This window comes from Mycoplasma sp. 06067-C1-B144P-99-0482-3, from assembly GCF_051053925.1.
GTDB classification, from domain to species: Bacteria; Bacillota_I; Bacilli_A; order Mycoplasmatales; family Mycoplasmataceae; genus Mycoplasma; species Mycoplasma leachii.
Genome location: NZ_CP144017.1, coordinates 201,088 through 214,981, shown reverse-complemented (window position 1 = coordinate 214,981; position 13,894 = coordinate 201,088). Strand labels below are relative to the sequence as shown.

Genomic DNA, 13,894 nt, shown 5'->3' with positions numbered 1-13,894 from the left:
AGGTGTTCAATTAATATTATTGATTAATTTTTTTACGTTTATATAGATAAATTGTAGAAGCTAATACACTTATACCTACAACACCACCAACAATTCCTAAAGCAATTGATAGTGTTTTTGTATTGTTTGGATTATAATTTCTAAACTTAGGTGGGATTTGGTGAGGACGATAATAATTTCCATAGTTTCAATCAAAATGACTTCATTTAGTTACATTATTAACATTTCAATTAGAAATATCTTGATTAAAAGCATCTGCCCTATAAAACATAAATTCCATATTTGTTACATTTGAAGTATCTCAGTTACCAATTGGTTGGTTGAAGTTTTTTGCTCCATAAAACATTCTTTTCATATTTGTTACATTTGAGGTGTTTCAGTTGCCAATGGGTTGATTAAATTTTTCTGCATAAATAAACATACTTCTCATATTAGTTACATTTGATGTGTCTCATTTATCAAGATTTTTTACACTGCTAGATTCAAGCTGTGAAAATGCACCATTTAAATTGGTTATAAATGGTGGTAGATAAGCAGGAACTTCAGTTGTATATTTATTAAAAGTTGGAATTTGAACTGTACCATCATCAAGAGTTATTCAACCTATTTCAATAACTTTTGTACCATCATATTTGTGGGGTTGTCCTTTTAATTGAGGGTTTGTCTCTTTTTGTTTTTGTTGCTGATAATTGTTTGTTGATAAAACTTGATTAGGATTATTGGTCAGTAAATAACTCCCCCCCCCGCAACAATTCCAGACAATGTTAATGTTGAAATTGTCAGTAGTGTTAATAATTTTTTCATTATATATAATCCTTTCATTTTTATTATATATATATTTTTTGAAAATTTATTATTTATTATATTTTTTTCTAATTTAAAATGGGGTTAACACTATCTAAATTTTTCTGGGATTTGTCATTTTCTGTAATAATTTCCATAGTTTCAATCAAAATGACTTCATTTAGTTACATTATTAACATTTCAATTAGAAATATCTTGATTAAAAGCATCTGCCCTATAAAACATAAATTCCATATTTGTTACATTTGAAGTATCTCAGTTACCAATTGGTTGGTTGAAGTTTTTTGCTCCATAAAACATTCTTTTCATATTTGTTACATTTGAGGTGTTTCAGTTGCCAATGGGTTGATTAAATTTTTCTGCATAAATAAACATACTTCTCATATTAGTTACATTTGATGTGTCTCATTTATCAAGATTTTTTACACTGCTAGATTCAAGCTGTGAAAATGCACCATTTAAATTGGTTATAAATGGTGGTAGATAAGCAGGGACTTCAGTTGTATATTTATTAAAAGTTGGAATTTGAACTGTACCATCATCAAGAGTTATTCAACCTATTTCAATAACTTTTGTACCATCATATTTGTGGGGTTGTCCTTTTCATGGAGCTTTAGTATTAAATGTAACTATAACTTCTCCTTGGTATTTGTTAGATGGTTTTCACTGGCTATTTGTTTCTGGGTATATTTCAACTTGTTGACCTCTTTGTAGTGATCTTCATGCTATATCAGAGCTAGTTAAATTAATTCCAGGATTTTTTTCATTAATTGCTTTTAAGATAGAATTAAAGTTTTTTTCTTTTATATAACCTAAATCTGTGTTTTTAATAATATCTTGAAGTTTAGTTTTAATGGTGAAGTTAACTATAACTTGTCCTTGATATTTATTTTCTGAACCATTTGACTTAGGTGTTATAGTTGCAGAAGTATTAGTTATATTATTAAGTTTTATATGATTTTCATTCATTGATCAATCATTTTTAGAATTGATTAGGTCAAGTAAGGTTCTTGATGTATTGTCTTTTATATAACCTAAATCTGTGTTTCTAATGATTTCTTGAAGTTTTTCCTTAATTTTAAATGTAACTATAACTTCTCCTTGGTATTTGTTAGATGGTTTTCACTGGCTATTTGTTTCTGGGTATATTTCAACTTGTTGACCTCTTTGTAGTGATCTTCATGCTATATCAGAGCTAGTTAAATTAATTCCAGGATTTTTTTCATTAATTGCTTTTAAGATAGAATTAAAGTTTTTTTCTTTTATATAACCTAAATCTGTGTTTTTAATAATATCTTGAAGTTTAGTTTTAATGGTGAAGTTAACTATAACTTGTCCTTGATATTTATTTTCTGAACCATTTGACTTAGGTGTTATAGTTGCAGAAGTATTAGTTATATTATTAAGTTTTATATGATTTTCATTCATTGATCAATCATTTTTAGAATTGATTAGGTCAAGTAAGGTTCTTGATGTATTGTCTTTTATATAACCTAAATTTGTATTTCTAATAATGTTTTGAAGTTTTGTTTTAATGGTGAAATTAACCGTAACTTCACCTTGGTAATTGTTGTTTTCTTTTGCTTTAACAATTGCACTAGTATCATTTATAGATTCAATATCAACTTGTTCAAATGTTAACTGAATATCATTTGTTTTGTTTATAGCATTAAGAATTGATTGTTTTTCATTGTCTAGTAAAGCACCTAAACTAGTTGAATTAATTGTTGAAGCAATTGTAGGTCTAATGTTAAATGTAACTTCAACTTGTCCTTGGTATTTAGAACTACTATCTTTTGCTTTGATAATTGCTTTGTTTTCATCAGTTTTTATTTCAACTTCAACATCAGTATTAGTTAATTCTAAACCTTGGTTAAGTTCATTAACCTTAGTGATGATTTGTTGTTCATCTGGATTATCAAACTTGTCTAAATGAAGTTTTGTTATAACTGTATTTAGTTTTGTTTTAATTGTAAATGTAACTTCAACTTGACCTTGGTATTTATCATTCTGATTTTTAACAGTGATAGTTGCTTTGTTATGTTGGACATTAATATCAACATCTTTTTGTTCTAAATTAACACTATTGTTTAGTCTTTTAAATGCTTCAAAGATTGAATTATCATTTTTATCAAATAAAGCACCTAGATTTAGTTGTGTTGCTACATCACCAAGTTTAGTTTTAACTGTAAATGTAACTTTAACTTCACCTTGGTAATTGTTGTTTTCTTTTGCTTTAACAATTGCACTAGTATCATTTATAGATTCAATATCAACTTGTTCAAATGTTAACTGAATATCATTTGTTTTGTTTATAGCATTAAGAATTGATTGTTTTTCATTGTCTAGTAAAGCACCTAAACTAGTTGAATTAATTGTTGAAGCAATTGTAGGTCTAATGTTAAATGTAACTTCAACTTGTCCTTGGTATTTAGAACTACTATCTTTTGCTTTGATAATTGCTTTGTTTTCATCAGTTTTTATTTCAACTTCAACATCAGTATTAGTTAATTCTAAACCTTGGTTAAGTTCATTAACCTTAGTGATGATTTGTTGTTCATCTGGATTATCAAACTTGTCTAAATGAAGTTTTGTTATAACTGTATTTAGTTTTGTTTTAATTGTAAATGTAACTTCAACTTGACCTTGGTATTTATCATTCTGATTTTTAACAGTGATAGTTGCTTTGTTATGTTGGACATTAATATCAACATCTTTTTGTTCTAAATTAACACTATTGTTTAGTCTTTTAAATGCTTCAAAGATTGAATTATCATTTTTATCAAATAAAGCACCTAGATTTAGTTGTGTTGCTACATCACCAAGTTTAGTTTTAACTGTAAATGTAACTTTAACTTCACCTTGGTAATTGTTGTTTTCTTTTGCTTTAACAATTGCACTAGTATCATTTATAGATTCAATATCAACTTGTTCAAATGTTAACTGAATATCATTTGTTTTGTTTATAGCATTAAGAATTGATTGTTTTTCATTGTCTAGTAAAGCACCTAAACTAGTTGAATTAATTGTTGAAGCAATTGTAGGTCTAATGTTAAATGTAACTTCAACTTGTCCTTGGTATTTAGAACTACTATCTTTTGCTTTGATAATTGCTTTGTTTTCATCAGTTTTTATTTCAACTTCAACATCAGTATTAGTTAATTCTAAACCTTGGTTAAGTTCATTAACCTTAGTGATGATTTGTTGTTCATCTGGATTATCAAACTTGTCTAAATGAAGTTTTGTTATAACTGTATTTAGTTTTGTTTTAATTGTAAATGTAACTTCAACTTGACCTTGGTATTTATCATTCTGATTTTTAACAGTGATAGTTGCTTTGTTATGTTGGACATTAATATCAACATCTTTTTGTTCTAAATTAACACTATTGTTTAGTCTTTTAAATGCTTCAAAGATTGAATTATCATTTTTATCAAATAAAGCACCTAGATTTAGTTGTGTTGCTACATCACCAAGTTTAGTTTTAACTGTAAATGTAACTTTAACTTCACCTTGGTAATTGTTGTTTTCTTTTGCTTTAACAATTGCACTAGTATCATTTATAGATTCAATATCAACTTGTTCAAATGTTAACTGAATATCATTTGTTTTGTTTATAGCATTAAGAATTGATTGTTTTTCATTGTCTAGTAAAGCACCTAAACTAGTTGAATTAATTGTTGAAGCAATTGTAGGTCTAATGTTAAATGTAACTTCAACTTGTCCTTGGTATTTAGAACTACTATCTTTTGCTTTGATAATTGCTTTGTTTTCATCAGTTTTTATTTCAACTTCAACATCAGTATTAGTTAATTCTAAACCTTGGTTAAGTTCATTAACCTTAGTGATGATTTGTTGTTCATCTGGATTATCAAACTTGTCTAAATGAAGTTTTGTTATAACTGTATTTAGTTTTGTTTTAATTGTAAATGTAACTTCAACTTGACCTTGGTATTTATCATTCTGATTTTTAACAGTGATAGTTGCTTTGTTATGTTGGACATTAATATCAACATCTTTTTGTTCTAAATTAACACTATTGTTTAGTCTTTTAAATGCTTCAAAGATTGAATTATCATTTTTATCAAATAAAGCACCTAGATTTAGTTGTGTTGCTACATCACCAAGTTTAGTTTTAACTGTAAATGTAACTTTAACTTCACCTTGGTAATTGTTGTTTTCTTTTGCTTTAACAATTGCACTAGTATCATTTATAGATTCAATATCAACTTGTTCAAATGTTAACTGAATATCATTTGTTTTGTTTATAGCATTAAGAATTGATTGTTTTTCATTGTCTAGTAAAGCACCTAAACTAGTTGAATTAATTGTTGAAGCAATTGTAGGTCTAATGTTAAATGTAACTTCAACTTGTCCTTGGTATTTAGAACTACTATCTTTTGCTTTGATAATTGCTTTGTTTTCATCAGTTTTTATTTCAACTTCAACATCAGTATTAGTTAATTCTAAACCTTGGTTAAGTTCATTAACCTTAGTGATGATTTGTTGTTCATCTGGATTATCAAACTTGTCTAAATGTTTGTTTGTAATAACTGTATCAAGTTTAGTTTTAACTGTAAAGTTAACTGTAACTTCACCATGATATTTGCTGTTTTTAATAGGAATAATTCTTGCATATTCTTTTGTTTTAAAAGTTTCATCAACTCTAATTTGACCTTTAACTTGTTCAAATTTGTTTTCAAGTATTGAAATTATTGTTTTGTCTTGATTATCATTTATAGCACCTAAATCAAAGTCGTTAATAAACTTAACTAAATGTCTTGAAGCGTATTCTAATCGTTTTTCTTTTTCAAGTTTAAGTTGTTTTTCATACTCTTTTGCTTGTTTTAAAAACTCTTCACGTTGTTTTCTTTGTTGGGGAGTTAATCACTTTTCAAGTTCTTTATAGTATTGTTCTTCATAACCTTTTCTTAGTACAGGAACTGATTTTTGATGATTATAATAATATAAAAATCAACCAAATCCTGAACCAGCTCAAAGTGAAGCTAACATAATATAAGAAATTGCTTTTTTGTTTAGTTTCTTGTTTGGTGTAGATTTTGATTTTTGCTTTATTTTAGAATTATTTTCAATTTCTTGATTAGTTTTAGATTTTTTATTCACTTTTCATTTCTTCTTTCAATTTTATAAAAAATAGATTTGTTTTTTATTTATTAAATTAATAATTAAATTAATTAAACTTTTTTCTAGTTTTGTTTAAGGTATATCAAGGTATATACTTTGGTATACCTAAATATAGTTATTCAGTTATGATTTCTTTTTAAAACTAGATAATAAATTTATTTTTCTTCTCTCAACTTTAAAAAAGATAAATAATAAGAAAAATATTGTTAGATTTATAGCTAAAATTGTAAAAAAGATAATATAATTCAATAATCTATCAAGTTATTTAAATAAATTAGTTTGATATTATGTCACTCTTTAGAATAGAATAAATAATCATTTATATTTTTATTTATACTAATCACCAGGAACATTTTCTAAAAGTTGTTTTAAAAAGTTAGCATACATTTGAGAACGGTTAGGTTTCATACCAAATCTTTTTTCATATTGAATTTCTAAATCAACTACATTTTTAGGAATAGTTATACAAACTCTTCTTGTAGATGATTGTTTGTAACTTAGACCATGATTTGAATATTGTTCACTAAATAAATTTTTAGACATTATAATGCTTTCCTTTCTTTTAATTCACTAACTAAATCTATAAATAATTGTTTAGTTGTTGGTGATTCAAACATTCATTTTTGTTCAGGTAGTATTGATTTTGAAATATTTGCTTGATTTGGTATTACAGTTTTTAATAAGTATTGTGGGACTTTTCTTTTTAAAAGTTCTAGTGTTTCTAGTGGTTGTTTTGTTGGTTGAAATCTATTCAAAATAACTGCTTTTATGTTATTATCAAGTCCACTTTCAGATAAAGTAGAATGTCAATCTTCAACAAATTCAGTCAATATGCTTGCTGAGTTTAATGAAGTATCTGTTATAAAAATAACTGAATCTGCATTTTTATAAGATAGAGTTGTTGAATTTGTTAAAGCTGAATGTAAATCAAAGAATATGTAATCAAAATCATCAAAATATTGATTTTCAAATTTTCTAAAACTTGCATCCATAGTCATAAAGGGTAATAATGGTTCAACTTTTGAATCTCCCGGAATTATTCAAATGTTTTCTACATTTGTAGGAATAATATCTACTGTTTCATTTTTGTTAAAAATTTTGAATGATTCTTCTTGTTTTGAATTAGTGAAAAAATTTGTTAATGATCGTTGTCTATCAAAATCAATAAGTAATACTTTTTTACCTTGACTTGCTAAATAAACTGCCAAATTTGAAGTGATAAGAGTTTTACCAACACCACCTTTGTTGTTGTGAATTAATATTTTTTTATATTTTTTCATATGTTAGCCCTTTCTAGTTATTAAGTTATGTAAGGTATATCAAGGTGTATACCTAGATATACTTTTTTAAGAGTTTATATATTCAATTAAGAATTCTTCTTTTCATTTTCTTAAAAGTTCAGTTTCATTTTCTTTTAAATATTGTTCATAAGTAAATAAATTATTATTAATAGCAAATTGATTTAAATCTTTATTATTAGCAATCTTCTTTAGTAAGCAAATACATTTTTTTATTTTGATTAGTTTTTCTAATTCAAATTTATATGAAGAAAAAATAATTTCATCAAGTAAAAAATCACATATGTTTTCATCAAAACTTCTTGATTTATATAAAATGTATTTAATTAATTTAATAATTTCCAAATGTTGATTTATATCGGATTTAAATAACCTATTATTTAACTTGACACATATTTTCTTTACTAAATTATCATCTAAACTAGTATCTTTAGATAAAACTTTTTTTAACTCATCAACAGTAAATTTATTTATATTCATTTATTAGATATTTGTTATTAATAACTCTTTAACTTTTGATGAGTTTTTATTAATTCCACAAACATTAGTCTTATTAATTTCAATAATATTTCAATCTTTATATAATTCTTTTATAAAAGGTTCATCATTATAGCTAATAACTATTTTAGTTTGAATTTTTAGTTCAGATAATAAGTTATATAAATCAATGTGATCTTGAATAGTAAAACTATTTTTATACATTCCTGTCTTATTAAAATAAGGTGGATCAGCATATAATTTAGTGACTTTATTTTTATTATTAATAATATTTTCTAATAATTGTTTGTAATCAAAATGAGTAATATTAATAGTTTGTAAAATTTTGTTATACTGATTTAATTTATCAACTCAACCATTGTCAAGTCTTTTAATAAAATAATCTAATCTTTTTTTAGTATAGTTTTTTAAATTACCCTCAAAGCTCAAAATATTTTTTAAAGCATAAGTTAAATTTAAAGGTAGAACATTATCATAATCATTAATAATAGTTTGACAGTTAAATAAATGTCTAGCATTAACTCCAACAATTCCACTACCAGCAAACAAATCTAAAAATATATCAAATGAATTTGAATCTAAAACACTAAAAATATTTTTTAACATCCTATATTTAGAACCATAATAACTAATAATTGGTTTTATCTTTTTCATTTATTTATAATTTGTTTAAATTGTGATTTAACCTAATTTTAGTTCATCAATAAATTGCTTTATAATGTGATTTTTATGTGCTTTTTTAACTTCATCATCACTATATTTATCAGAAAAACCATTTACATAGTCATTAATAACCACATATTCAGCAGTAGAATTTCGTCAAGGTTCAACTAAATTAATATAATAACTATCTAAACCATTCTCTTTTAATGAAGTGTCAATAAGCTCTTCTAAAGAACTATCTGATATAATTTCTTCTTCTTCTAAAAACTCATCAAAATTATCTAATGAAAAGTAATTAGCAACTTCATCAACTTCTTCATAATCCAATTTATCAAAAAACTCATTAATATCTTCTAATTTAGATAGTGAGAAAAGATTATCTGACATTAGTTTGTTATAAATTTTTTTGTTTATTTCATCATCTAAATTTGACATATTTTCAACAAGATTTAAGATTTGCTCTACTATAGCTTGTCTGTCTTCTTCATCTGAGTTTTTGATTTTTCAATTAATTACTTCATAAACTCCTTCATCAGAAACATTCTCAGCATATTGAGTTATTCATCATAAATCTTTATCTTCTATAAATTTCATATTGTTTTCTCCCTTATTATGAATTTTTACTATACTGATTGTTATAAAGTGATTACTAATTTTTCTAAAACATCTGATGATTTTTTTGTATAGTTTTTTAAATTACCCTCAAAGCTCAAAATATTTTTTAAAGCATAAGTTAAATTTAAAGGTAAAACATTATCATAATCATTAATAATTACTTTACAATTAAAGATTTCTTTAGCATTAACTCCAACAATACCACTACCACCAAATAAGTCTAAAAAGATATCGTTTTCTTGTAGTTCCAACAAACTAAAAATTTTATCTAATAGTCTGAATTTAGAACCATAATAACTAATTACTGGACTTACTTTTTTAAGGTTTTGTTTTGATATCATTTTGTTAGCCCTTTCTATTGTATTGGGTTTAAATTAAGTCAATAAACAAAAAAACAACCAGGTTTTAAGTGGTTGTTATAAGTAAGACAAAAAGGCATTACTTATAAATAATGCTTTTTAATATATTATCAGTTGGGTTGTAGTACTTAAAAATATAAATATATTAATATAATATCATAAAAATTAAATTAAGTCAAGAGATAAATAACAAAGAGTTTAGATTTAATAAGATGTTTTAAAATAAATTAAAGTCTTCACAGACAAAAAGGTCGGAAATCCGACTAAATTGTTAGTAAAAAAAGAACCTTAAAGGTTCTTAAATTAAACTTTTATTTCAATGTTTTGTTGTTCTAAATCACTTATATTGGCAATGTTTTGAAGTTTTTCTTTAACTGTAAAGTTAACTGTAACTTGACCTTGGTATTTATCATTTTTTGATTTAACAGTAATAGTTGCTGTGTTTTGATGAACATTAATATCAACATCATTTTGTTCTAAGTTAACATTTCTGTTTAAGTTTTTAAATGCTTCAAAGATTGATTTTTCATCTTTGTTAAATAAAGCACCTAGATTTAGTTGTTTTGCTTCTTGTTCAAGTTGTTTTTTAATTCCAATGTTTTGTTTTTCTAAATCACTTATATTGGTTTTAAAAAATATTTTTTCTATACCACCATTAATGAATAAGAAATTACCTACTTCTTGAGTTCTGATATTAGTCATTTCATTTTCAGTAAACCCATTAAATTTAGAATATAAAGTATCTAAATCTTTTAAATCTTGGGGCATAAGTTTTCCAATAAATGAGAATTGAGTGTTATTAATGATATCTCTTGCGTCTTTAATTGCTCCTGGTTTAACAAAGTCAGAAATATTTTGAGTTGCTAGAATAAATGAACCATTTCTTTTTCTAATACGTCTTGCAAATGTAGACATCATATTTAAAGCATAAGTGTTGTCACTGCTTATAAATGTGTGTGCTTCATCAACTATGATTTGAATTGGTTGACGTATTGTTAAGTCGTTATTTCATATGATGTTATCTACAATTTTAACTAATAGTGATAGCTGTGCTGCTTTAATTCTAGTATTTTGTCCACCAGAACCAAAATCAGCAAAGTCAAATAAAATTAAATCATTAGTTAAATCTATATTAGTATAACCATTTCATAAGTTAGCATATTTACCATTCCCAACAAAGTTATTAATAATATATTCTAATCTAATTAATCTTGATTGTGCTTTTGAAACTTCATCTAAAACATATGGTTTTAAATCATCAAATGTTGGGAAATCTTCACTTGTTCAATCTTTAATTGGTTTATTGTAAAATTTAGAGTTTTTGTAGCAATTTTGAATTGAAATTAAGAATGCTTCTAAAACTATTTCTTCTAAGTTAGAAAATAGATTTGAAAATCACTCTTCTAATACTTGTAAGTGATTTGAAATAATAGAGTTAATATTTAAATTATCATTTTCAACATTCTTAAATATCTCTAATGGGTTAATTTTAGTTTTATTACCTAATGCAACATTAATTATTTGACCACTTCATTTTTTTATTAATGGTAAAAATTCTGTTCTTTCTGGGTCAAAAATGATTGTTTTAATACCAGCAACACAATTAAAGTTAACTAGTTTTTTCATAGTTACACTTTTACCAGAACCACTAGCACCAATTACAGTAGCATTACAATTTAAGACATTACTTTTTCTTTTGAAAAAATCAATGATAAACGGTGAGTAATTCAAAGTATCACCAAAATAAATTCCACTAATATCTGTTCAATTGTTATCTACAAATGGAAAACTATTTGCTAATGCTCATGAGCTTATTTCTTGTTTTAAAACTATATTTTTATTTGAAGCTAAACCAAGTGGAAAAGAGTTTATAAAGGTTTCAAATTGTTTAAATGATTGATTAGATAAAACAAAGTCATTATTTCAAAGTTCTAATTTTATATTGTTTTCATTTTCTTTTAAATCCGATAAACTATCACCAAAGCTAATGAATGTAGTAGATATTAAAAATAATTTTTCATTACCTAATTTTAGATTCGCTGCTAATTCTTGAATTGAATCAATGTTTGCTTCTTCTGTAATAACATCAGTTAATTTTACTTGCTTATTAAGTTTTTGATTAACTCTTGCTTTTATATTAGCATTATTAACCATTCTATTAATTTGCTGTTGTTTAAGTGGAGAAATTCTAGATACAACTGTTCCACGTTCTGTTGAAATATCAAAAAATCAACTTATATCAGGAGATGAAGCATATTCTTTTAATGTTTTACAAGAAATATAAGTCTCATATTCGTTATTTGCAAAAATCATATAATTATTTTTAATTTTTAAGTTATCATAACTTAATAAATAATCTATATTATCTATATGTTCTTTTATATCTTGTTGGGTAAAATCATCCTTATCAAAGTCAAAATACATATCTTTTAGTAAGTTAATAAATTCAAAGTTTTCTAATTGTTTATATGTCAATTCAATTTTGCTAAAAAAGATTTTTAAATTTTTAATTGCATTTTGTAAACTTTGATTGTCTTTACTTGAAAAAACTAAATAAAATTTAGAATTATATTCAAGTTCTTTTTCTTTAATTTGATTTATGTAATCATCTAATTGTTTAATTTTTTCAGCATTTTTAGTACCTTGTTGGTGTTGAGTTAATCATTGTTCATATTTATCTAATTGTAATTGCTTATCAATTTTAATTTGATAAACTTCAACATCTAAACTCTTTAGAAATTGCTCATATAATTTTATTTTAAGTTCAACATCTTTGTCTTCTAAAATTGATAAATCAATACCATTTACTTCAAATGCTACATTTTTGGTATTTTGTTTACTTATCAAAAAATCAACTTCAATTTTTTTAATTGGTAATTCATTTGCAATTTCTTCTTTTGATTCATATATATTTTTAGAAATAAATTTTAATATAACACTAGGAAGAATTTTTCAAATCATCCCAATTGGTGTTGGTATTAAACCTATTGCAAAAACAATAAGTATACCTAGCATTGCAACAATTTTAATAAAGACATTGTTTGAAACAGAAACACCCACTATTAAAGATAATATAACTGCTAAAAACATATAACCCAAGTCTATTATATTAAAACCATATATTTTAAATTTTGCTTGTCCAAAAGCTTTTGTTATTAAAGGCTGTTTCATTTTATTTTTCTTTTCTATATAGTGATGTAGGGTATATAAAGGTGTATACCTAGATATACCTTATTTTCTTTTGATTGATTTTCTTTAGTGTGTTTTTCAAGTCTTTTCTCATTTCTTCTTGTTTTGATTTATACGTTTTTTTTGCATTCTTATTTTGGTTTTTTCATTTACTTTTGCTGTTGCTCGTCTGTTATATTTAGCATTGAAAGTATTTTTAATTATTGAAGCTGCTAGTCCAATAGGAGTGTAAGACAAGACTTTGGCTATTGGATTTGAAGTGTTTGAATGACCATCTGAAATCTCAGAAGACAAAGTAGCATTAAATGTAAATAAATCTCTAATATAATTAGAAAAACTAAAAATTAAACGAGTTAGTCCAAGTATTAGACCTAATTGTAAAATTAAAATAAGTGTTGAATTTAAATTACCACTATAAGCAAGAACATTTTCAATTTTCATAATATATTCTAATAATCTTTCAAAAAGAAAATAAGAAAAATAACCACCAATTACACCAAATACAATCTTTTCAAATTCATTTTTTCAGTTTGCTAGTTTCTCACCATTATCTCTAATTTGCATAATTGCTGGTATAGGAGAAATTAATGCTAGAGCAAACATTTTTTCTAATTTAACTCCCATATTTGAGATGATTTTATACAAAGAAAAAACACACGCTCAAGTAGCAATTATTGATATTGTTGGAGACCAATCACCACCATACAATCAATGATAAGGTGCTGAAAAACTATTTTCATTAAATTGTTTTAGGAATATTGATTTTAAATAACTATTCCTAAAACCAAAATAATATAATTGTCCTGTTAAAGATGTTTCTTGATTATTTTTAAATATAAGATTTATTAAATAACCAACACCACGAAATAAAAATGTTATTCCAACTAATAAAAGTGGTATTACAAGTAAAGCAAAAGTTGCTTTTCAAAAACCTTTGATAGAATTTATAAAGTTTGTTTTTAAGCTCTCTCCACCTTTAAAATAACCTTTTATAAGTTGAATGAAGAAAACTGCTAAACCTACAATTGCTGCAAAACCAAGAAAATAAAGAAATTCCTTAGGAACAGGTATAGTATTTCAATTTAATTCTCTAAATCCTGACTTACCAAATAGTAAGAGTGCACCTAAATCAAATATTAGAAAGTTTAAAACTTTTTCAATACCATTAAATATATGCAGTATAGACCCAATAAAAAGTCATCAAAAACCATCTGAAATTGCACCCTTTATATCTATAAGCATTTAATCAACTCCTTTCTAGTTATTAAGTGATGTAGGGTATATAAAGGTGTATAAGTTGATATATCTTTTAGCTAGTTGTTT

General features: G+C 24.7%; 11 protein-coding genes. All 11 read right to left on the bottom strand.

Features of this window, described 5'->3' with window-relative positions; genetic code table 4:
• Positions 1–16: 16 nt before the first annotated feature.
• A complete protein-coding gene (locus tag V2P32_RS00950; RefSeq protein WP_434343985.1) occupies positions 17–508 on the bottom strand; it encodes a BspA family leucine-rich repeat surface protein in 492 nt (163 codons plus the stop codon).
• A gap of 140 nt (positions 509–648) precedes the next feature.
• Positions 649–804 carry a hypothetical protein gene (locus tag V2P32_RS00945; RefSeq protein ID WP_434343717.1) on the bottom strand — a complete coding sequence of 52 codons (156 nt, stop codon included), beginning with the start codon at positions 802–804 and terminating at the stop codon, positions 649–651.
• A gap of 90 nt (positions 805–894) precedes the next feature.
• Positions 895–5,928 carry a BspA family leucine-rich repeat surface protein gene (locus V2P32_RS00940; protein ID WP_434343716.1) on the bottom strand — a complete coding sequence of 1,678 codons (5,034 nt, stop codon included), beginning with the start codon at positions 5,926–5,928 and terminating at the stop codon, positions 895–897.
• Between the two features lie 357 nt (positions 5,929–6,285).
• Positions 6,286–6,492, bottom strand: a complete 207-nt coding sequence (locus V2P32_RS00935) for a hypothetical protein (protein WP_434343715.1) — start codon at positions 6,490–6,492, stop codon at positions 6,286–6,288.
• Positions 6,492–7,229, bottom strand: coding sequence for a ParA family protein (locus V2P32_RS00930; RefSeq protein WP_011387075.1), 738 nt, complete (start codon positions 7,227–7,229; stop codon positions 6,492–6,494). Before V2P32_RS00930 ends, V2P32_RS00935 begins: the two co-directional genes overlap by 1 nt.
• Positions 7,230–7,295: 66 nt before the next feature.
• The gene (locus tag V2P32_RS00925) at positions 7,296–7,727 is read right to left on the bottom strand and encodes a hypothetical protein (RefSeq protein ID WP_434343714.1); all 432 of its coding nucleotides are present in this window, start codon (positions 7,725–7,727) and stop codon (positions 7,296–7,298) included.
• A 3-nt stretch (positions 7,728–7,730) separates the two neighbouring features.
• Positions 7,731–8,399 carry a DNA adenine methylase gene (locus V2P32_RS00920; protein ID WP_434343713.1) on the bottom strand — a complete coding sequence of 223 codons (669 nt, stop codon included), beginning with the start codon at positions 8,397–8,399 and terminating at the stop codon, positions 7,731–7,733.
• Between the two features lie 27 nt (positions 8,400–8,426).
• The gene (locus V2P32_RS00915; RefSeq protein ID WP_011387072.1) at positions 8,427–9,002 is read right to left on the bottom strand and encodes an Mbov_0392 family ICE element protein; all 576 of its coding nucleotides are present in this window, start codon (positions 9,000–9,002) and stop codon (positions 8,427–8,429) included.
• 41 nt (positions 9,003–9,043) lie between these two features.
• On the bottom strand, positions 9,044–9,364 hold the full coding sequence (locus V2P32_RS00910; protein ID WP_434343712.1) for a DNA adenine methylase: 321 nt from the start codon (positions 9,362–9,364) through the stop codon (positions 9,044–9,046).
• A gap of 321 nt (positions 9,365–9,685) precedes the next feature.
• Positions 9,686–12,553 carry an Mbov_0397 family ICE element conjugal transfer ATPase gene (locus V2P32_RS00905; RefSeq protein ID WP_434343711.1) on the bottom strand — a complete coding sequence of 956 codons (2,868 nt, stop codon included), beginning with the start codon at positions 12,551–12,553 and terminating at the stop codon, positions 9,686–9,688.
• Positions 12,554–12,637: 84 nt separating this feature from the next.
• A complete protein-coding gene (locus V2P32_RS00900) occupies positions 12,638–13,813 on the bottom strand; it encodes an Mbov_0396 family ICE element transmembrane protein (protein ID WP_434328467.1) in 1,176 nt (391 codons plus the stop codon).
• Positions 13,814–13,894 lie beyond the last annotated feature (81 nt).